This window comes from uncultured Capnocytophaga sp., from assembly GCF_938029845.1.
GTDB lineage: Bacteria > Bacteroidota > Bacteroidia > Flavobacteriales > Flavobacteriaceae > Capnocytophaga.
On sequence record NZ_CALHGG010000024.1, the window covers coordinates 1 to 20,182 of the forward strand.

A 20,182-nucleotide genomic window follows, 5' to 3' on the forward strand; every position below is an offset into this window, starting at 1 on the left:
TATAATCAGAAAAATAAGTATCATAGTAAGTAGGGTGGAATACATTATATTCATTCCTTTTAATCTTAGAAATAGAATCTCTTTTATTAATTAGATTTAAAAAACTTCTCTTACCTCTGAAAGAAATATTTTTGAAAAAGGATTTCTTTTTGTATTTTGTTTTTTCAAGATAATAATTGTTAGAATAATAGCCTGAAACATCTATAAATGTATCTTTTTCTAAAAAAGAAATTAGTTCATAAAAATATCTAGATATTCCTCCAAATTCTTGCAAGGAAAATATTTGATGATCATATAATAAATTCATACTCAGCCTAAGTTTTTTGATAGAAAATCTTTTGAGGTTACTCTGAAATTTTTTATTTTTTCTTTAACTAAATTATAATCTATCTTTTTCTCTATAGATTTAGGTAGTTCCTCTTTATCACTTATATATCTATCTGTTAATCCTACTTTTCCTAATAGGGACAATACACGAGTATTATTACTATCCATTCCCATTGCATAAAACTCTTTTTCAAATATAAGAGAAAATACGACTCCATGGAAAGATGTGGATATTATTATATCTGCATTGTAAAGGTATTCTAGAAACTCTCTAGGTCCTATATCTTGCTTAAAATTTCTCTTAAAAAAGAAAGGTGTTATTTCACCAGTTAGTTCAACTACTTTATATTCCTTTTCTTTCTGAATATTTTCAATAAAATCATTCGCTTTTTGAGACTTCAGAAGATGGTAAAAAAACAAAATATTTTTATATTTGTCCTCTTTTGTTAGATTAAACTTTTCAATCCATACCTCTTTATCTAATAAAAGAGTAGGGTCACATACTGTTTCTATTTCTATATTATTATTTAATTGCTGTATGAAACTCTTTAAATGATCTTCTCTTACCGATATTTTAGAAAAATTTTTAATATGTTGTTTTACCCATTCTTTATCTTCTTCCTCCGAAACCAATTTCCCCATACTTGCAGCATAAGTTATCCTTTTTGCTTTTGTCATAGGATGCTCTCCCCAAAATACTTTGTCAAACCCTCCTACATAACTATCCTTGCGCCATATCTGATCGCTTCCATATACATAAATATCACAATCATCTGAAAGCTTTTCAGGGTTAAAAATGGGATTTCCTTTAACACCTAACTTATCCTCTATTTCTCTCTGAAATCTTTTATAGCGCCTATACCTAGGAATGAACAAAATAACCTGTTTTATAAATGATTTTATTATGGAAAAGAGACTTCTTTTTTTACCTTTCTCATTTATAGTTCCAAATAAGCGATATAAACTGTGGTGATTTTTATCTTCATAATCAATAAAAACCACTTCATTACCTAAGCATTCTATATAGGTTTTTAAAGCAAAAGCTTGTAAAAAAGCTCCATAATTATGAGCTCTATGAAATGTAAAAATCCCTACTTTCATTCAATTATTTTTATAAAATTCTCTGTTGGTATTCTTGGAGAAGAAGCTATTTCAAAATTCTCTACAGCTTCTCCACAAGCTATCATCACTATTAGTTCCTCAGAATCTCTTATAGATATAAGAGATCTTATTTTTAAATCATTTGCTTTAGTGGTACCACAATTTAAAACACAGCAAACAACCTTATTATAATGCAATGCGTATAATAGATTCATAGTATAAATTCCTCCATCTATATATCCTTGCTTACGTTCACGAGTAGATTCATATACCCCTAATTCATTCGTAACAATAATCAATTTATTGGCCAACCCTAAAAAGCCTCTACTACCCCCTTGTAATTTTAAAATCTCTTGTATTTTTTGTTGATTAGTGTAGATGTATATCCTATTGCTCTGTCGATTACAAGAGGTAGGTGTATTACGCGCCAGCTCTATTGCTTTTAATATTTTTTCAATAGGTAAATCTTTACTTGCGTAATTTCGGACACTTTTTCTAGAGTTAGAAAACGCTTCAAATGATTTGTTTATATCATTAAAATATTCTTCTTTTGTTATATGTATCTGCTGCTGTGGTAATACATCAGAATTATTTACTCTTTGCGAAAGTAATTTGATTGCAGTTACTATATTTTCAGCTATTGTAAAAGACTTGTCTTTATGAAATTCAATATAGGCCAATAATACAGCTATTGCATTATGCAATTGAACATTAGTTGTGCCATATATATCAATATATTGATTACAAAGATTGATAAGATCTAAAACGACCTCTTTCCCAAAACCCAATCGTGGTGAGGGCATGGTGAGTCCTTTTTCTATTACATGATATCTTTTAACTATGTGTCCTATATATTTTTCTTCAGAATCTTTAACTCCTTGATTGGATGCATACTTATAAAATCTCTTTAAGTCATAATAATAATCAGGAATAGCTCTATAAAGATACTTCACATAAGTAGGAACTAATTTTTTAAATGCTTTTATCATTTTAAAAGTCTTTTAATATATAGTGAAACTTTTCTTATCATGTTCTTTGTATTTTTTGTCAAGTGCTTACTCCAAAGTAAGTCTTTTTTCACATCTTGTACAATGTATTTGGGATGTTCCAAGGGAAAAGAAAGAGAACCTAATTTTAGATTTGCTAGTGGATTATTGACATCTGCGGTATGAGTAGCATCTGCTCCAAATCCTATATTTGATATTAAATTGACATTTGGAATAATTGCTTTACTATTAAGCAATCGAGTTAAAAACCATTGATAATCCCAAGTGTCTATTTTTCCTTGATAACATTGTTCTAATATATTTGTAAAAAGGTCTATCTCTTTTTGACTCCTTAGAAGATTGTTTAATAGTTTCTTTTCTTTAATCATAGGCCAATCTTTGATTTCTTTGTCATATAAGATCCAAGCTCGTCTCCAAGAAGCCCAGCCCCAAATCCTGTTATATACGGAAAAATAGTAACTATTATCTTTTTCACATTCTGCTATAGGATTAGTCCCTCCTATATGCCCTATCCTTTCATCATCTTTATACTTTATAAGGAGTTCCTCACAAAATGGAAAAAAATCTTGACTTGGCAAGCAATCATCTTCCAATATAATACCCATTTCTTCATTTTCAAAAAACCAAGTAATAGCTGCACTCACAGCTTCTTTACAACCTAAATTATTATTTTGGAATAATGTTTTAATATCACATTCCCAGTCTATACTATTAAGCACAAAATTCCTAAGTTCTTCTACTTTTTGTTGTTCTCCTTCTTTATGCTTTCTAGCTCCATCGCAAGCTATATAAAACTTTTTAGGTTTAATTTTTCTTATTTCATTGAAAACTTGGGTAGTTGTGTCTATTCGATTAAATATTAAAAATAATATTGGTGTTGAAAAACTCATAATTCTAAGATTTAATAAATACTTTTTCCTTATATAAAATATATCTTTGGTATATGATTTCAGATAGAGCAGATAATACTAAAGCAATAGGCAAAATAAAGATACTTTCACTAAAAAAGAAACCCATTAGGATAGATAAGAATAGAATAATAAGTGCTATCATTTGATTTTTAAATATATATGAGTCCAATTTGAGTGGTATTATTATGAGGTTTGAAAGGCAAGTAGTTATAAGGAATCCATATACGACAAAACTAAGTATTACAGCTATAGGATAAGCTAATTCCATTCCTTTCCCTCCTAATAATGATACAATAGGCTTACCTAATACTATAATACTAATAACTACTAAGATACCAATGATATGTTCATATTTTAAAATTCTCTTAATTGTAATGATGTTAAAATTTGCTGCGATTTTAGGAAATATAGCTCTGTTCACATTCATTAATATCATCATCGGAATACTAATTATCTTTTGTGCTAAATCATATATAGCTAAGTCACCCATCCCAAAATAGGATCCTATGATTAAGTTAAGTGATTGAGTCTTTATAGTACTTCCTACGTTAGAATAGAAAAAATATAAAGATTCTTTTGTATATGATAGAGTTTCCTTAAAAGGAATAATTGATAATCTTAGTTTGTCAATCCTTATTATATACGCAAATGCTACAAAAGATCCTATTACAGATACAATACTTGATATAATACTATATATTAAAATATCAGATGATGTTTTTACATAATAGAAAATAAAAGGTAGAGAGGCTATTTTTAATAAAAGTTGTATTATTGTTACAATTTTCATTTTTTGTATACCCTGAAAATACCAAACAGGTAAAAATATATTCACTAAAGTAGTAGAAAAGCAAATCCAATAAATTAAAGAATTTTCTCTCCATAATGGAATTATATTTACTAGAATAGCAAATATACCTATAGATATAAACTCTAAATACAACTTTGCTGTAAAAACTTTTGACAAAATAAGAGATTTATCTCTTACAGAAAAGGGAACTTTAGAAATACTTCTAAGTCCAGTCATGTCAAAACCGAAACTTACAAAGGTTGTAAAGAAAGAAGCAATCGTAAAACCATAAACATATATACCATAAGATTCTTTCCCTAAAGTTTTTATTAGGTAAGGATATATTAATAATGCAAAATAAGAATTCAATACCAATAATAAAGTCATAAAAAAATAATTTTCAATTATCTTTTTATTATTCCTAATTATTTTTAATAATGAATTAATCTTATTTTTCATTATTTTTTAGTTCTTCAATAAATTCTTTTATATGTTTTTTAGCTTTCCAACCAAGAGACTCTGTCTTTTGAGTAATAACTTCGGCAGTCATACGGTTACCTTTACGTTCAGGTAGCATCTTTATTTCTCCGCCGAACAATTTAGCGATTTCCAAGACTGTGTAAGTCTCAGGGCTTCCTATACCATAACCATCTCCATTACCTTTTTCACCAACAATGAGTAGTCCCGATACTATATCATCTATATGAGTAAAATTACGTTGTTGTGTTCCAGGGCTTACTACAGTGAGGGGTTCCCTTTTTTTCATTTTTTCAGTAAATAGGGCTATCAGTGTAGCATATTTACCAGTACATATTTCTCGTTTGCCATAAACATTATAGAAGTATACAATTGCATACTCCAATTCATACCAATTTCCATAGTTCTTTACTAGTTCAGTATTGGATGATTTACTCCATGCATAGGGACTTTGGTCTTTTCCTATCCCTCCATCTCCAAATTTGGTGCTGCTGCCCGCATATACTAATTTACAACGGTGTTTACGGCAAAATTCTAGTACTTTGAGAGTTCCTATTTTGTTGAATAACAATACTTTGTCTATATCATCAAAACTTTGTTCTACTCGTGAGTATTCACCTAAGTGATATACAAGGTCAGGAACAAAGTCAATGAGTTCAAAGATATGTTCTGTACTTCCTTCTATATAGGTTACTCCTTCCACATGGTTATCACGACTCCCTGTAAAATAGTTATCTAATGAATAGACTTCATTTTCAGGATCTTTAGCTAAGGTTTCACATAGATTTGACCCTACAAAACCTGCACCTCCAGTTACTAATATTTTCATTTTTTTTCTATATCTTAAACGCCTATTTGTATGTATTCAAATCCTTTATTGGGTAGGTCAAAAGCATTATATTGATTGCGACCATCAAAAATAATTTTTTCGTTTAATAATTTACCAATTTCTTCAAAGTCAGGAACACGGAATTCTTTCCATTCAGTAAGAAGTAGGAGTGCATCTGCTCCTTTTAGTGCATCATATTTACTTTCTACATAGGTTACATCAATTCCTTTCAAGTAGCACACTTTAGCTTCATGTACAGCCTTAGGGTCATAAGCTTGTATTTTAGCACCTCGTTTTATGAGTTCTTTGATAATGTAGATAGCAGGAGCTTCCCGCATATCATCTGTTTCAGGTTTGAAAGATAAGCCCCATATAGCAAAAGTTTTTCCTGTAAGGTTTTCACCATATTTTTTTATCACTTTTTGAGCGATGACATATTTTTGTCGGTTATTTACATTGTCTACTGACTCAATAAGTTCAGCTTTGTAATTAACTTCTTCAGCCAATTTTTTTAAGGCTAATACATCTTTTGGAAAACAAGAGCCCCCATAGCCACAACCTGGGTAAATAAAGCTATAGCCTATACGGGTATCAGAACCAATTCCTAGACGAACCTTATTTACATCTGCACCTACACGTTCACAGATATTAGCAATCTCATTCATAAACGAAATTTTAGTAGCTAACATTGCATTAGCTGCATATTTGGTCATCTCAGCCGAACGAATATCCATTGCTATAAAGCCATCATGCTGCATAAAGAAAGGTGCATAGAGAGTTTTCATTTGATTTAAGGCATACTCACTATCAGTACCAACTACTACTCGGTCAGGCTTCATAAAATCTTGAATTGCTTTTCCTTCTTTGAGGAACTCAGGGTTCGATACTACATGAAATTCATAGGAAACACCTCGCTTATCCAAGGCTTTTTGCACAGTAGTATGTACCTTATCTGCGGTACCTACAGGTACTGTGGATTTGTCTACAATAATAAGTTTTCCCTGCATAGTCTCTCCAATGGATTGAGCTACAGAAAGTACATACTGTAAGTCAGCAGAACCATCATCTCCCATAGGAGTACCTACTGCTATAAAGGCTATCTCAGCATCTTTGATAGCTTCACTTATTTCTGTAGTAAAAAACAAATTCTTATTAGCTATATTACTAAGTACCATGGTCTCTAAACCAGGCTCATAGATGGGAATAATCCCTTTTTTAAGGTTTTCAATCTTTTCTTTATTCACATCTACACAAGTAACCTTATTTCCCATTTCGGCAAAACAAGTACCTGATACTAAACCGACATAACCAGTTCCAATAACTGCTATTTTCATTATCTAAAAAATGATTCTATTTGGTGAGACAAAGTTATAAAAAAATAATTTAATAAAAAATCTTTTTGAAGAAAATCTGGAGACTACACACTCATAATCTTTGCGATACGGATAAGGTCTGGATCGAGCTTGCTTTCACCACCTTTGATGGCTTTCTCCAGTGGAGTGAGGTCTATTTTGTCATTGTTGATACCTACCATATAGTTGGACTTGCCTTCAAGAAGCGATTCCACAGCTTTCACACCCATACGGCTAGCCAAGACACGATCAAAGCAGGTTGGAGCACCGCCTCGTTGAATGTGTCCCAATACAGTTACTCGAATATCGTAATCAGGATTTTGCGCCTCTACATATTTTTTGAGTTCATATACATTTTGTCCTGTCGTATATCCTTCAGCTACCACTATGATGTTGGACATCTTTCCTTTGTTGTGATTGATGGCAATCTCATTGACCAAATCCTCCAAGGTGCTATGTTGTTCAGGGATAAGGATTTTCTCAGCGCCTCCTCCTATACCAGAGTTGAGCGCAAGGAAGCCTGCATCGCGTCCCATTACTTCAATGAAAAACATACGATTGTGGGAACTAGCTGTATCACGAATTTTGTCAATAGCCTCCACTACAGTGTTTAGAGCTGTATCATAACCAAGGGTATAAGTAGTACCATATATATCATTGTCAATCGTACCTGGAATTCCCATTACAGGAAATCCAAATTCTTGGTTGAAGAGTAGGGCACCGGTAAAGGATCCATCTCCTCCAATAACTACCAAGGCATCGGCACCTGCAGCGACAAGGTTTTCATAGGCTTTCTTGCGCCCTTCAGGAGTGCGAAATTCCTTAGAACGAGCTGATTTGAGGAAGGTACCTCCACGATTGACAAGGTTACGTACACTACGGGCATCCAAAGGGGTAAAGTCATTTTCTATCATTCCTTGATAGCCTCGATATACTCCTAATACAGCTATATTATGGTAGGCACAAGTACGTACTACTGAACGTATGGCGGCATTCATTCCTGGTGCGTCACCTCCTGAGGTGAGGACAGCTATTTTTTTGATGTTTGTCATAATTGTTTTTAGTTTGGTAATTGTTAGTAGGGGGCAAATTTACATAAAAAATTGATAGTACCCCCAAAATAAGTGTTTTTTCTATAAATTATTTTATTAGGTGTCTCCTTTTAGGAGGCAAACTGCATGTCATAGAGATTCTTATAGTATCCATTGGTTATCCTAAGGAGTTCATCATGAGTGCCTTCTTCTACTATATTTCCCTTGTTCATTACAATAATTTTATCTGCTTTGCGTATGGTAGAAAGCCTATGGGCGATAACGATAGAGGTACGTCCTTGGGTGATTTTCTCAGTGGCTTGTTGTAGGAGCTTTTCTGAATGGGAATCTACTGAAGCGGTAGCTTCGTCAAGAATAAGTATCTTTGGCTTGTGTACATAAGCACGAAGGAAAGAGATGAGTTGGCGTTGACCAGCTGAAAGCACGGCTCCGCGCTCTTTTACATCGAAGAAATAGCCGTTGGGCAACTGCTCTATAAAGTCATGTATACCAATCTCTTTGGCGGCTTCTTTTACTTGTTCTAAAGTAATACGTTCGTCTCCTAAGGTGATATTGTAATAGATACTGTTGGCAAATAAGAATACATCTTGGAGGACAACACCTATTTGCTGGCGATAGCTCTCTAAATTGTAATCATCACAGTTTATTCCATCGATTAATATCTGTCCTGAAGTAATATGGTAGAATCTTGTAAGTAATTGTATTACAGTAGATTTTCCTGCTCCTGTAGCGCCGACAAAGGCAATGGTTTGTCCTTTTTTGGCTTCGAAGCTGATCCCATGAAGGATTTCTTCTTCCTTTTTGTAAGCAAAGGTAACGTTCTCAAAACGAATGTCTCCTTCTATTTGTCGGTGATGTCCCTTGCTGAAATCTTCTTGGCTTTCCTTGCTTTCTTCCATGATGTCAAACACACGACCAGAGGCAACCATACCCATTTGCAATACTGTGAATTTGTCAGCAATATGTCGAAGTGGGCGATAGAGTTCTTGTACTAATTGGACAAACATGAATATCACACCTAAACTCGCCATTTCATGGTGGGCAACTTGTAGACCTCCATACCAAATGACTAAAGCAATAGCCAAGGAACTAAGTACTTCAGCAATAGGAAAGTAGATTGAGTTTTGGAGGATATTTCTTAACCACGCCTTTTCGTGTTTTTTATTAATTTCTTTAAAGGCTTTATATTCCTCCTCTTCTCGGTTGAAGAGTTGTACTACCTTAATCCCACTGATACGTTCTTGTACAAAAGAGTTCAAGTTGGCTACCTCTCGCCGGATATCGGTAAAGGCGGCCTTACTCGCTTTTTGGAATACATGAGTAGCATATATAATAATAGGTAAGGTGAGAAAGGTGAGTAGAGACAACTTCCAGTCTGTTAGTAACATAAGTGACATGATTAAGGTCATCTTGAGTACATCTGAGATGATCTCAAAGAGTCCTGCACTGAAGATCTCCCCAATACGCTCCAAATCATTTACCGCACGAGTGATAAGTACTCCTACTGAGGATTGGTTATGGTACTTCATATTGAAGCGAAGCATGAGGGAAAATAGTTTTTTGCGAATATCATAGATGACCGCTTGCCCTATCCAACCAGAATAGTAAGCAAACGAAATCTGGGAAATGATCTCTGAGATTAGTATAGCCACCAGTAGCATACTTGCGTATAATAAGCCATTATAGTCTTTGGGTACTATGTAGTTATTGATGATTTCCTTGGATATATAGGCTCTTAAAGAACTTGCCCCAGAGATAAATATAGCCAAAAAAGACACTAATGTAAAGGTCCATTTATAGGGTTTGGCATATGAGAAAAGTTTCCGTAGGATAGAAATATCGGTATTTTTGGTTTTTTGTTGAGTCATTTTAATTGGTAAATCAAATCTTGCAATTTTCTAGAACTATGTTCTTAGTGTTGTGCGGCAAAGGTACAAAAAATATTAGAATTGGAAAGAATTACAAACTTGTTTTTACCTAGAACAAAAATAAAAAATATTTTCTTAGTTTCGAAAAAAGATGTAACTTTGCACCTGTAATAGTGCTAGATTGTATTTACAAAAATTTTACAATGAGTTTAGAAGCAAAAATAATGGAAGCCCTTAAGGAGGCTATGAAAGCCAAAGATACCATTGCTTTGGAGTCCTTACGAGCTGTAAAATCAGCTATATTACTGGCTAAAACAGAAGCTAAGGCAGGAGATTCCCTTTCAGAAGAAGATGAAATAAAGCTCTTACAACGTCTTGTAAAACAGCGTAAGGAGAGTGCTGACCTTTATCAGAAACAAGGTAGAGAGGATTTGGCTGATCCAGAATTGGCACAGGCAGAAATTATAGCTAAGTTTCTCCCTGAGCAACTTTCCGAGGAGAAAGTGGAGGCTATTATTAAGGAAATTGTAGCCCGTGTGGGAGCTTCAAGTATGAAAGAGATGGGTAAGGTAATCAGCGAGGCTAACAAAGAGCTTGCAGGCAAGGCCGATGGTAAGCTTATAGCTGCTGTAGTTAAGAAAGTATTGTCATAATATATTTATCATTTCACAAAAGGCCGCGTAGTTCAACTGGATAGAATATCAGATTTCGGCTCTGAGGGTTAGGGGTTCGAAGCCTCTCGCGGTCACTAAGTGTAACACTCTTTCAATCAATGTGTTACAACTGTTTTAAGGCTAAAATTTCGTTTGTAATTTCACCAAAACGGCAAGGTAAACGGCTTGTATGCCTTTAATGTTAATTTTTTTTTAATAGGTATTTAGAAAACATTTCGTATCTTTGCATTGCAATTCTGCGGATTTGCAATACCTTGGGGGCAGTCATTTTATGATGATTGCCCCCTTAGTATTCTTAGATGTTAAGTAGAGTAAGAGACAAAATTAATACTAAAGACTGAAGCTCCTATTTATCTAATAAGTTGATTTTTCCATTTAAAGTCTCTTAATGGGAGCTTTTGTTAAAATCTTTGCTGTTTAGAAATAAAGTTGTACTTTTGTTGTATAGATAATAGTTTTAAAGTTTTTGGGGTATCCCACCAGAGAGCGGGAATGCAATACTATACGCATGTGATAGTTGTTAAGCCGAGCTTTCACCTTTAAAAGTGTTATTTTTATAGGGCATTGCCCACCAGAGCGTAATAGCGGTATAGTATCCCGAAGCTCACTAACTACCTTGAAAGTTAAAATATTCAAGGTAGTTTTTTATTGTCCAAAAGATAATGATAAGCCTTTAGATATTTATTCAATCGTTGTGTATCTTCCTCTGTGATAAAGGTCAGCCTTGTAATATCCATATTATCTTTTAAGTCATTGATTTTGACTTTAGTAGCTAAGGGGTTTTTCTTGATACGTGCTATAAAATGTTGGTACGGCTCATCGGGTTGTTTGGTTACACACACTAAAGCTCTGATCACTTCTTCTGAAAACCCCTCTCTTCTAAGGTCTTCAAAAGTCCAAGGTGTATCTTCTACTAAATCGTGTAAGATACCGCAAATTTTTTCATTTTCAGTTTGGCCTGCATTCATTACACGGATAAGGTGCAATAGATAGGGTGCTCCTGCTTTATCAGTTTGCCCTTTATGTGCTTCAAGGGCTATTTGTATGGCTTTTTCTAACATAGTTTAAAACTTTTAAAACTAACTTCCTTATAATCAGAAATACAGCAATAAGCAATAAGATGTGCTGTAGAGGGAAAATATTTATATAAACGAATCCTTGTATAAAATATTCTAATCGAGCACTATAGTCCCAAGGATTTTCAATCCATACTTCCCAATAGAAATCGTCCCAGGCAATACGAGAGAATGTAACACATAAAACCCAGTTAAGCACAGCAAACCAAATGAATCGGTGTTTCTTGATAAATAGGTGGGTTAGGAAAAGGCTTTCAAAAAAGGTAAAGATCAAGCCCGAATAGGCATATATAGAATAATCTTCTTCCATGATGCTGAGTGATAAAAGTTGCTTATTATTTTCTCCTTTAAAGATAGGAATCCAGCCCATTTGCCCTGCTATATAACAGAAAATGTTGAGTAGTCCGAAGACTACAACTAAGTAAATTAACCACTTCCCACCAAATACTTTATAATTACTTTGGGTAAATTTCTTCCTGCTGGCACGTACCAAAAGAGCGGGAATGATAATCATCCAAATACTTACAGCAAGTCCTGCATAACCGATAGCTGTTACAAATCCATAAGGATAAAGTAGGCTCATTAGTAAAGGGGGAAGGAAAGTAACTAAGGCCGTTTTTATTCTTCCCCATAGGTGATTGCCGAACTTGAACACGTCTGAAATATAATCAAATAGTCCTAAGGTTACCCCTAAGAAAGAGCTAGCAATAGCCATATAAGCAAAGAAATCAAGTAATACACTTATGGATTGTGTAGGAATATATTTGTTCAAGGCTATTAATAGGGTAGCTACATCTCCATTCTTAGCAATGATAGGAGCAAATTCAGATCTTGGTAAGTTTCCTTGTACAGCTATTTGCCAAGAAATGTAGATTAGTAGCGCCAAAAGCGAACCTATAAGCACGGCATACATGACTTTTTTACCATTTTTGTTATAGTAATTCACCAAGGTAGGCACGCAGATATGATATCCGAAAGAAACCAAGCAGGTAGGAATGGCTGAAAGCAGGTAGGGGAGATAGGTAGTGTTGCCTTGTGCTACCTCATTGAGTAAGATATCGCTTTTGGCGGAGGTAAGTAGCCCTGTGGTGGAGAGAAAAAAGGCAATGACCATTCCTCCAATGAGAATGGTACTTATCCGATCTACTGCTTTGGTGGAGATACTGACAAAAAGAGCTAAAGCCAAGCAGAAAAGCAAGGCAGCAAAGGTGTGATTGATAGGAAGATGAGGGGCAAACCTTTGGAACAGGCTTTCGGTAATACTTCCTCCTGAAGTGATATAGGCATAGGTGAGTATGTATAGGGTGAAAGCCACCGAGATACCATTGAGGACATTCCAGCCTCTTCCCAATAGTTGGGTAGTGATGGTATCAAAATTGGCACCTTTCTCAAAGTGCAGATTGGCCTCTAAGAGCATCAAGGCCGATAGGGTGGTTATACCCCAAATAAATAGGAATAGGAGTACCGAACCCGTGAACCATATTCCTGACATGGCAGTAGGATTGGCAAGCATCCCTGCTCCTATAGCAGTTCCTGCAATAATCATTGATCCTCCTAATAGGGAAGGGAGTTTTTGTTTGTTCATTCTTAATTTAGAAGTTAAGTTTGTTTCTTTGGTTTAAGCTGTTGTTTATCACTGTATGAAGTCTAATCATTGACGACTTACCACTAATTGTACTACAATATTTAGCACTCCCATAGCAATCATAAAATAAATGAGGGGATTCCCACCAAAGGTACGATAGGTAGTTGCCTGAGGAAACTTCTTTCTACTGGTGCGAACCATTAGAGCGGAAATCATTATGGAGGAGAAACTCACAGCAACCCCTGCATAGGCAATCGCGGTTACAAACCCATAAGGGTAAAGAAGACTCATCAGTAAAGGGGGTAGGAAGGTGATTAAGGTAGTTTTTGTCCTTCCCCATAAGCTATTGCGAAAATGGAACAAATCAGCGATATAATCAAAAAGTCCTAAGGTTACTCCTAAGAAAGAACTGGCAATAGCCATATAAGCAAAGAAATCAAGGATAACGCTAATGGTCTGGGTTGGTATGTAAGCACTTAGGGCATTCAGAAGTGCTGCTACATCGCCTCCTTTGGCAATTACGGGAGCAAAGGCTTCTCGAGGAAGGTTCCCTTGTACAGCCATTTGCCATAGTACATATATGAATAAAGCTATTCCTGTACCTATGAGAATGGATTTTATAACAAGTTGGCTGTTTTTGTGATAGTAGCTTACCAAGCTGGGCAAACATACATGATAACCAAAGGACACCAAGCACATAGGTAGGGCTGAAAGTAGGTAGAGAATATAGGAGGGATCCTCTTGTGCTGTGGTGTCGAATAGAACAGAGGTCTTCATAGAGCTTAATAGGCCTGTTGTAGAGAGTAAAAAGGCTATAATCATTCCTCCAATGAGGATGGTACTTAATCGGCTGACAGCCTTGGTGGAGATACTGACAAACAAAGCCAATGCAAAGCAGAAGAGAATAGAACTTCCACTGTGACTAACTCCTAATTGTGGAACAAATTGTTGCAAAAGATTTTCAGTAATCCCTCCTCCAGAGGTGATATACGCGTAGGTGAGTATATAGAGGGTGAAAGTTACCGCAAGACCATTGGCAATATTCCAGCCTTTGCCTAAGAGCTGAGTTACCATAGTGTTGAAGTTGGAGCCTTCAGGAAAATGAAGGTTGGCTTCCAAAAGCATAAGCCCTGCCACTACCGTATAGAACCAAGTGAAGAGTAGCATGACTACCGAACCCAAAAACCAGATGCCTGACATAGAGGTTGGATTGGCTAGCATCCCCGCTCCAATAGCAGTTCCCGCAATAATCATAGATCCCCATAATAGGGAAGGAAGTTTTTGTTTGTTCATTATTTGAAAGTTATAAGTATTTAAAGGGGTATAGAATTCAAGAGAGTAAGGGGGGAATGGTAATACATAATATCATTGGCTATTCACCTCTGAAACTTGCTATCCATCCTAGCTGTATTCCTATTTGGGTAAATATATTCAGTAAACCAAAGATGATGATGAAATAAATCATTCCATTTCCTCCATATACCTTATAGGTTGCATGAGGGAATTTTTTGCGACTGGCTCTCACCAATAGGGCGGGGACAATAGCAGCCCATAGAGTGGCGGCCAATCCTGCATAACCAATAGCAGCTACAAAACCATAAGGAAATTGTAGACTGAGCAGTAGGGGAGGAGCGAAAGTGACTAAAGCGGTCTTAGCGCGTCCCCAAGGGGTATCAGAGAATTTCAATAAGTCAGCTATATAATCAAAAAGTCCTAAGGTTACTCCCAAGAAAGAACTAGCAATAGCCATATAGGCAAAGAAATTCAGGGCAATTTCTATATAATTAATATTGATATAGCTACTTAGTGCATCCAGAAGAGCGGCTACATCCCCTCCCTTGGCAATGACAGGGGCAAATTCCTTACGTGGTAGGTTTCCTTGTACAGCCATTTGCCATAATATATAGATAAAGAGCGCTAAGAAGGTGCCTATAAAGATAGATTGCATTACCTTTTGACCGTCTCGGTTATAGTATTTTACTAAGCTGGGTACATTGCCATGAAAACCAAAAGAGACTAAGCACACAGGCAGTGCACTCAGCAAGTAGGGAAGGTGTGCAGGAGCATTGGCGTCTTGGTTGTCTAGTAGGGTAGCTCCATTTACAGAAGTGAGTAGTCCTGTAGTAGAGAGAAAGAAAGAGATAATCATACCTCCGATAAGTATAGTGCTTAGCCTATCCACAGCCTTGGTAGAGAACCATACAAAAATGGCAAGCACCAAGCAGAAAAGCAAAGAACCCATACTCCTAGATATCTTTATGATCCCTAAGCTATTGATGGCATTTTCAGTGATGCTCCCCCCAGAGGTAATGTAAGCATAGGTCAGTATATACAACACAAAAGCCACCGAAAGTCCATTGATTATGTTCCAATGCTTACCTAGTAGGTTGTTAACAATAGTGTCAAAACTGGCGCCTGTGGGATAGTGTAGATTGGCCTCCAAGAGCATAAGTCCGGAGGTAGTCATACAGAACCAGGTATAGATAAGTACTCCTACCGAGCCTACAAACCATATGCCTGCCGTAGAGGTAGGGTTAGCCAGCATTCCTGCTCCAATAGCGGTACCTGCAATAATCATAGCCCCTCCCAGGAGGGACGGGAGTTTTTTGTCTGTCATGTTAGTTCTTTTAGCGTAACCAATAGAGTAAAACCCCTTGTAAAAGGCCATTTATAAGTAGTACCCAAATAAGCCAATAACTGCCGCGCTTTTCTTTTACACTATTCTCTAAATAGAGTTTTACTTTTTCATAGAGGGCATCACTTTGCTTCTCATGAGAATTGAGATTGTCGGTAGCATATATATCGGCTACAAAACCTACCATAGGGGTGAAGGAAAGGACAAAAAGTAATGGTTTTTGAAAAGCCTTTGGAATTTTGGGGATAAAACGATGGAAAATTTCATTGAGCTGCTTCTTGCTAACTACTTTTTCAGCTGTATCTTCCGTTTTTTTGAAAATAGCTTCAAAGATCTTATGAATATAAGTCTTGAACTGATTGAAAAGATAGAATGAGTATTCTAACTTGAGTGACTCAAGTACTTTTTTGATAGCGATAAAGACGAAAAGTACACCTACTCCTATCATAAGTTGTAGGAAAAATTCTTTTTTATAAGTGAAGCTACCACTGAAAAGTAGGTATATACCCACCAGAAGAAAAATAAAATTTACAATGACAACCAGCACTATATTCCTTACAGATTTCACTCCATAGCTAACGCCCAAAAGGCTCATTTCTTTGAGCATTTTCAAGGGATTTTTAACCTTTTCCAATCGCTTAAGTTCAAGAGTAAGCTCCACTGGAGTATCGGTGTAAGAGGTGTTTTTTTCGGTAGAAGACATAAAGGGTAAATTTTTTCGGCAAAGATATGAAAAAAATTTTTTTTATTTAAAATATAGTTGTACTTTTGCCAAAAATTTTTTGTTGAAAAGGATAGTCATATTTCTCTGTGTTTGCTGCTGCTTATCCTCTTGTGGAATTTATAACTTTACAGGAGGAAGTACGGGAGATGCAAAGACCTTTCAGGTGAATTTTTTTCAAAATAGGGCACCCCTTATTGAGCCTGGTATGGATAGGGATTTTACATTCTATTTGCAGGATTTGATCAATAACCAGACGAATCTTTCCCTAACCTCTACCAATGGAGACTTGGTATATGAGGGGGAAATTACCAGTTTTACTATTGCCCCTATGGCAGCTAATGCCCAGCAACAAGCTGCACAGAACCGTCTTTCGGTAACCATTAATGTACGCTTTACCAATACCAAGGACTCGGAAAAGGATTTTGAAAGGCAGTTCTCTCATTATTATGATTTTCCAGCCAACGCACAGCTTAGCTCAGTTAAGAGTAGTGCCTTTGAAGCTATATTCGAACGCATAGGACAGGATATTTTCAACGCTTCCTTAGCTAATTGGTAATGACAGCGACTGATTTATCTCTTATTTTGAAACAACCTAATCATATCACACTTTCGCAGGTATATGAGTTAGAGAATATTATACATGAATATCCTTACTTTCAAGTAGTAAAGGCTATTTATCTGAAAATATTATATGCCCAAGAGAGCTATCGTTATAACAAGGAATTGAAGATAACAGCAGCTCATATAGGCAATAGGACTTTGTTGTTTGATTTTATTACCTCTACTGGGTTTAAGGATAAGAAAAATGTTCTTAAAAAGGAAGAGATGCCTAAGGCTTATGTTGATGAGGCAATTCCTTCAGAATTTACTACTTATGTCAGTGGAGATGTCTTTGAGAAGAAGGAATTTTATCCTGTAACTCATACGGTTGAACAAAGTCAGACATCAAAGGATGCTATTTCATCCTCTGAGCAACAACAGAAGGAGGCACTTCATATGGGCAAGCCTATAGATTTTCAGCCTAATGATAAGCAGTCTTTTGCTACTTGGCTACAGGTAACGCGCTACAAACCTATTGATAGAAGAACCACCAAAACGGCAACTACTATTGACCTGCCTTTTGTGGATAAAAATATTTTTGAAGAGGGTGATGCTAGAGCTAAGAAATTTGATCTTATTGATAAGTTCTTGGAAGCCAATCCTAAGATTGAGGTGAGTAAAGATGATGACACCCCAAGCAATATAGAGATTGTAGAGAAAAAAGATATAGGTCGACAGTTCATGACAGAAACCTTGGCCAAAGTGTATTTGGAACAAGGAAAGTATACAGAAGCTATTCAAGCTTATCAAATATTAATGCTCAAAAATCCCGCCAAAAGTGCTTATTTTGCTGAGCAAATTTCAATAATTAGAAAATTACAACAAAATAAATAAATTATATTATGTTAGCATTCAACATTGTTTTAGGAATTATCCTATTAGTATCCTTTTTGTTGGTCTTGGTGATCATGGTACAACAACCTAAAAGTGGTGGACTTTCTTCAGCTTTTGGAGGAAACGCCCAAGTGATAGGAGGGGTTAAGAAAACAGGTGATTTTCTCAATACAAGTACTTGGACTTTAGGTGTATCTCTTATCGTACTTTCCCTAATTAGTAACCTTATCCTTAGCAACAATCGTGGTGAGGCACAAGGTGGTAGTATATTTGATGGGGTTAAAACACCTGCCCCTGTACAACAACCTATTGGAACAAATCCTGTACAACAGCAACAGCAACAACAGGATAATTCTCAAAATAAATAAAGTGCAAGGCATATTTTCTATAGAGCAAACAATTGATAATAACTAATTAATTTATAATCGTTTGAATTCTAAAAAATAGAAAAGAAGTTAGTGTTGTTAATAACTTTTTTAAAGTGTTTCTTTTAAAATAGAAAAAAATATGTATTTTTGCAACCATGTAAAAACTACAAATACTATAAGCAAAATGAGAAGAAAAATTTTTCTGTTACTATTGCTGGTAACTGGAATGCAAGCAATTGCTCAAGTAGGTAGCAATACCCGTGAAAGTAAAAATAATTTAAAGGAAATGAACCTTTTGGGAAAGGTAAAAACTTTTAAGATAACTCCTTATAAGTTAGTGGATTATTTTGGAAAGATTACCAAAGGTGATAAACAAGAATTCTGGAGAGGCGATGTAGTTATCGTTTTTGATGAACAAGGTTATAAAGCTGAGAATAATACTTATAACAAAGTAGGACAGCTCTCCCAAAAGGTAATCTACAAATATGATGATAAGGGCAAGCGTATTTCTCGAGATCTCTACAACTCTTATGGGAAGCTACAAATGAAGTTCCTATATGTATATGATAACAAGGGTGCTAAAAGTGCTTATAATAGTTATAGTCCTACAGGTGAACTTAATGATTCTTACCTATATAAGAATGATGACAAGGGACGTATGATTGAGGAAACATGGATTAAGAAAGATAAGTCTTTTGGGTCTAAATATACCTATGAGTATGATAAGCTTGGTAAGTTGGCTAGAATGTGTCAGTATACTGCCTCTGAAACTAAAGTAGATAATTGTACTTCATACAAGTATGATAAAAATGGAAGAATCTCTGAAGTAGAAATCTATAATGGTGACAATTCACTTTCAAGACGTAGTGTAATCACTTATGATGACAAGGGGAATGAAAAAGAAATCAGGTATTATGATGGTAAGGGTGTCTTCTTAGAAGAGAGATCTTATACATATAAGTTTGATAATAATGGGAATTGGATAGAGCGTATTGAATCCATCAATCAGTTTCCTAAAAGTTTCTTAGAAAGAGAAATCACTTATTATCCATAATAATTTACTTTAATTTGACATATGCTAAAAAAGGTTATTCTTTCTTGAAGGATAACCTTTTTTCATGCTCACTAATAAGGAATAAATATGAAAGAAAATAGACAAAAACAATTGGAGGCTTTTGCTCGCCTGTTGGATATCATGGATGACCTACGAGAAAAATGTCCTTGGGATAGAAAGCAAACCATGCAAACGCTCCGTCCGCTGACCATAGAGGAGTTATATGAACTTACCGATGCTATCTTAGAGGAAAACACTCAAGAGATTAAAAAGGAATTGGGTGATATACTTCTTCATATTGTTTTCTATGCAAAGATAGCAAGTGAAACACAATACTTTGATATAGAGGATGTTATCAATGCTATTTGTGATAAGCTCATAGAAAGGCACCCACATATTTACGGAGATATATCTGTGGAGAATGAAGAGCAAGTCAAGCAGAATTGGGAAAAGATAAAACTACAAAAGGGAAGCAAAGGAGTACTTTCTGGAGTACCCAAGAGTCTGCCATCTCTCGTGAAAGCCTATCGCATACAGGAAAAGGTGGCAGGCGTAGGCTTTGATTGGCGACATAGAAGAGATGTTTGGGAGAAGTTCAAGGAAGAAGTAGAGGAACTTGATCGGGAAGTGCAGAAGAATGATCTTGTCTTGGCTGAAAAAGAAATGGGAGATGTCTTTTTTAGTTTGGTGAATTATGCACGTTTCTTAGGAATAAACCCAGAGAATGCTTTATCCCTAACCAATGAGAAGTTTATACAACGCTTTAAATTCTTAGAAGAAAGCGCTAAAGGACAAGGCAGAGAGATTACAGATCTTTCTCTTGAGCAGATGAATGAGCTATGGGAAGCCTCTAAAAAGTACTTCCCTTAAACTATTGTTAATCTCGATGAGTGTTCTTTTCCTACAAGTCAGATATAC

18 protein-coding genes, 1 tRNA gene and 2 pseudogenes are annotated in these 20,182 nt (G+C 35.5%); 7 read left to right on the plus strand and 14 right to left on the minus strand.

The window, feature by feature from the left end:
* From Q0625_RS01520 to Q0625_RS01560, 9 genes and pseudogenes are all read right to left on the minus strand, one after another.
* Positions 1-307: pseudogene (locus Q0625_RS01520) on the minus strand (hypothetical protein); the annotation flags it as partial.
* A gap of 2 nt (positions 308-309) precedes the next feature.
* Positions 310-1,428 carry a polysaccharide pyruvyl transferase family protein gene (locus Q0625_RS01525; protein ID WP_298823135.1) on the minus strand — a complete coding sequence of 373 codons (1,119 nt, stop codon included), beginning with the start codon at positions 1,426-1,428 and terminating at the stop codon, positions 310-312.
* Positions 1,425-2,417: a nitroreductase family protein gene (locus tag Q0625_RS01530; protein WP_298823136.1), complete on the minus strand. Its 993-nt coding sequence runs from the start codon at positions 2,415-2,417 to the stop codon at positions 1,425-1,427. The genes Q0625_RS01525 and Q0625_RS01530 overlap by 4 nt, the downstream gene beginning before the upstream one ends.
* Entirely contained in the window at positions 2,414-3,325 is a 912-nt protein-coding gene (locus Q0625_RS01535) for a nucleotide-diphospho-sugar transferase (protein WP_298823137.1), read from the minus strand. The genes Q0625_RS01530 and Q0625_RS01535 overlap by 4 nt, the downstream gene beginning before the upstream one ends.
* Positions 3,326-3,329: 4 nt before the next feature.
* Entirely contained in the window at positions 3,330-4,595 is a 1,266-nt protein-coding gene (locus tag Q0625_RS01540) for an oligosaccharide flippase family protein (protein ID WP_298823138.1), read from the minus strand.
* Positions 4,585-5,442 carry an NAD-dependent epimerase/dehydratase family protein gene (locus Q0625_RS01545; protein ID WP_298823139.1) on the minus strand — a complete coding sequence of 286 codons (858 nt, stop codon included), beginning with the start codon at positions 5,440-5,442 and terminating at the stop codon, positions 4,585-4,587. Before Q0625_RS01545 ends, Q0625_RS01540 begins: the two co-directional genes overlap by 11 nt.
* Positions 5,443-5,456: 14 nt before the next feature.
* Positions 5,457-6,776 (minus strand): UDP-glucose/GDP-mannose dehydrogenase family protein, encoded by a 1,320-nt coding sequence (locus Q0625_RS01550; RefSeq protein ID WP_298823140.1) that lies wholly within the window; start codon positions 6,774-6,776, stop codon positions 5,457-5,459.
* Positions 6,777-6,859: 83 nt separating this feature from the next.
* Positions 6,860-7,846, minus strand: coding sequence for a 6-phosphofructokinase (gene pfkA, locus Q0625_RS01555; protein ID WP_298823141.1), 987 nt, complete (start codon positions 7,844-7,846; stop codon positions 6,860-6,862).
* A gap of 110 nt (positions 7,847-7,956) precedes the next feature.
* On the minus strand, positions 7,957-9,714 hold the full coding sequence (locus tag Q0625_RS01560) for an ABC transporter ATP-binding protein (protein WP_298823142.1): 1,758 nt from the start codon (positions 9,712-9,714) through the stop codon (positions 7,957-7,959).
* 203 nt (positions 9,715-9,917) lie between these two features.
* On the opposite strand from Q0625_RS01560, the gene Q0625_RS01565 reads away from it, so the two are divergent.
* Together Q0625_RS01565 and Q0625_RS01570 are read left to right on the plus strand one after the other, a co-directional pair.
* Positions 9,918-10,367, plus strand: coding sequence for a GatB/YqeY domain-containing protein (locus Q0625_RS01565; RefSeq protein WP_298823143.1), 450 nt, complete (start codon positions 9,918-9,920; stop codon positions 10,365-10,367).
* A 21-nt stretch (positions 10,368-10,388) separates the two neighbouring features.
* Positions 10,389-10,462: transfer RNA gene (locus Q0625_RS01570), tRNA-Arg, on the plus strand.
* A gap of 558 nt (positions 10,463-11,020) precedes the next feature.
* Here Q0625_RS01570 and Q0625_RS01575 read toward each other — a convergent pair.
* The 5 genes and pseudogenes from Q0625_RS01575 to Q0625_RS01595 all read right to left on the minus strand — a co-directional run bounded on the left by Q0625_RS01575 (position 11,021) and on the right by Q0625_RS01595 (position 16,387).
* Complete coding sequence (locus Q0625_RS01575; protein WP_277011448.1) at positions 11,021-11,449, minus strand: phosphohydrolase; 429 nt, start codon at positions 11,447-11,449, stop codon at positions 11,021-11,023.
* 358 nt (positions 11,450-11,807) lie between these two features.
* A pseudogene (locus tag Q0625_RS01580) lies at positions 11,808-13,049 on the minus strand (aromatic amino acid transporter); the annotation flags it as partial.
* 66 nt (positions 13,050-13,115) lie between these two features.
* Positions 13,116-14,342 carry an aromatic amino acid transporter gene (locus Q0625_RS01585; RefSeq protein WP_298823144.1) on the minus strand — a complete coding sequence of 409 codons (1,227 nt, stop codon included), beginning with the start codon at positions 14,340-14,342 and terminating at the stop codon, positions 13,116-13,118.
* A gap of 79 nt (positions 14,343-14,421) precedes the next feature.
* The gene (gene mtr / locus Q0625_RS01590; protein ID WP_298823145.1) at positions 14,422-15,666 is read right to left on the minus strand and encodes a tryptophan permease; all 1,245 of its coding nucleotides are present in this window, start codon (positions 15,664-15,666) and stop codon (positions 14,422-14,424) included.
* 10 nt (positions 15,667-15,676) lie between these two features.
* Positions 15,677-16,387, minus strand: coding sequence for a hypothetical protein (locus Q0625_RS01595; protein ID WP_298823146.1), 711 nt, complete (start codon positions 16,385-16,387; stop codon positions 15,677-15,679).
* A gap of 82 nt (positions 16,388-16,469) precedes the next feature.
* Between Q0625_RS01595 and Q0625_RS01600 the strand changes: the two genes are divergently transcribed.
* From Q0625_RS01600 to mazG, 5 genes are all read left to right on the plus strand, one after another.
* Positions 16,470-16,964 (plus strand): LptE family protein, encoded by a 495-nt coding sequence (locus Q0625_RS01600; protein WP_298823147.1) that lies wholly within the window; start codon positions 16,470-16,472, stop codon positions 16,962-16,964.
* Positions 16,964-17,842 carry a hypothetical protein gene (locus Q0625_RS01605; protein ID WP_298823148.1) on the plus strand — a complete coding sequence of 293 codons (879 nt, stop codon included), beginning with the start codon at positions 16,964-16,966 and terminating at the stop codon, positions 17,840-17,842. Before Q0625_RS01600 ends, Q0625_RS01605 begins: the two co-directional genes overlap by 1 nt.
* 8 nt (positions 17,843-17,850) lie before the next feature.
* Positions 17,851-18,210: a preprotein translocase subunit SecG gene (secG, locus tag Q0625_RS01610; protein ID WP_298823149.1), complete on the plus strand. Its 360-nt coding sequence runs from the start codon at positions 17,851-17,853 to the stop codon at positions 18,208-18,210.
* Between the two features lie 184 nt (positions 18,211-18,394).
* The gene (locus Q0625_RS01615) at positions 18,395-19,264 is read left to right on the plus strand and encodes a sugar-binding protein (protein WP_298823150.1); all 870 of its coding nucleotides are present in this window, start codon (positions 18,395-18,397) and stop codon (positions 19,262-19,264) included.
* Positions 19,265-19,351: 87 nt separating this feature from the next.
* Positions 19,352-20,134, plus strand: coding sequence for a nucleoside triphosphate pyrophosphohydrolase (gene mazG / locus Q0625_RS01620; protein WP_298823151.1), 783 nt, complete (start codon positions 19,352-19,354; stop codon positions 20,132-20,134).
* Positions 20,135-20,182: the final 48 nt, after the last annotated feature.

What these genes read in the sequence shown, in the direction of transcription:
- Q0625_RS01525 (WP_298823135.1), bottom strand. Translation starts at nt 1,428, where the DNA reads ATGAAAGTAGGGATTTTTACATTTCATAGAGCTCATAATTATGGAGCT.
- Q0625_RS01530 (WP_298823136.1), bottom strand. Translation starts at nt 2,417, where the DNA reads ATGATAAAAGCATTTAAAAAATTAGTTCCTACTTATGTGAAGTATCTT.
- Q0625_RS01535 (WP_298823137.1), bottom strand. Translation starts at nt 3,325, where the DNA reads ATGAGTTTTTCAACACCAATATTATTTTTAATATTTAATCGAATAGAC.
- Q0625_RS01540 (WP_298823138.1), bottom strand. Translation starts at nt 4,595, where the DNA reads ATGAAAAATAAGATTAATTCATTATTAAAAATAATTAGGAATAATAAA.
- Q0625_RS01545 (WP_298823139.1), bottom strand. Translation starts at nt 5,442, where the DNA reads ATGAAAATATTAGTAACTGGAGGTGCAGGTTTTGTAGGGTCAAATCTA.
- Q0625_RS01550 (WP_298823140.1), bottom strand. Translation starts at nt 6,776, where the DNA reads ATGAAAATAGCAGTTATTGGAACTGGTTATGTCGGTTTAGTATCAGGT.
- pfkA (WP_298823141.1), bottom strand. Translation starts at nt 7,846, where the DNA reads ATGACAAACATCAAAAAAATAGCTGTCCTCACCTCAGGAGGTGACGCA.
- Q0625_RS01560 (WP_298823142.1), bottom strand. Translation starts at nt 9,714, where the DNA reads ATGACTCAACAAAAAACCAAAAATACCGATATTTCTATCCTACGGAAA.
- Q0625_RS01565 (WP_298823143.1), top strand. Translation starts at nt 9,918, where the DNA reads ATGAGTTTAGAAGCAAAAATAATGGAAGCCCTTAAGGAGGCTATGAAA.
- Q0625_RS01575 (WP_277011448.1), bottom strand. Translation starts at nt 11,449, where the DNA reads ATGTTAGAAAAAGCCATACAAATAGCCCTTGAAGCACATAAAGGGCAA.
- Q0625_RS01585 (WP_298823144.1), bottom strand. Translation starts at nt 14,342, where the DNA reads ATGAACAAACAAAAACTTCCTTCCCTATTATGGGGATCTATGATTATT.
- mtr (WP_298823145.1), bottom strand. Translation starts at nt 15,666, where the DNA reads ATGACAGACAAAAAACTCCCGTCCCTCCTGGGAGGGGCTATGATTATT.
- Q0625_RS01595 (WP_298823146.1), bottom strand. Translation starts at nt 16,387, where the DNA reads ATGTCTTCTACCGAAAAAAACACCTCTTACACCGATACTCCAGTGGAG.
- Q0625_RS01605 (WP_298823148.1), top strand. Translation starts at nt 16,964, where the DNA reads ATGACAGCGACTGATTTATCTCTTATTTTGAAACAACCTAATCATATC.
- secG (WP_298823149.1), top strand. Translation starts at nt 17,851, where the DNA reads ATGTTAGCATTCAACATTGTTTTAGGAATTATCCTATTAGTATCCTTT.
- Q0625_RS01615 (WP_298823150.1), top strand. Translation starts at nt 18,395, where the DNA reads ATGAGAAGAAAAATTTTTCTGTTACTATTGCTGGTAACTGGAATGCAA.
- mazG (WP_298823151.1), top strand. Translation starts at nt 19,352, where the DNA reads ATGAAAGAAAATAGACAAAAACAATTGGAGGCTTTTGCTCGCCTGTTG.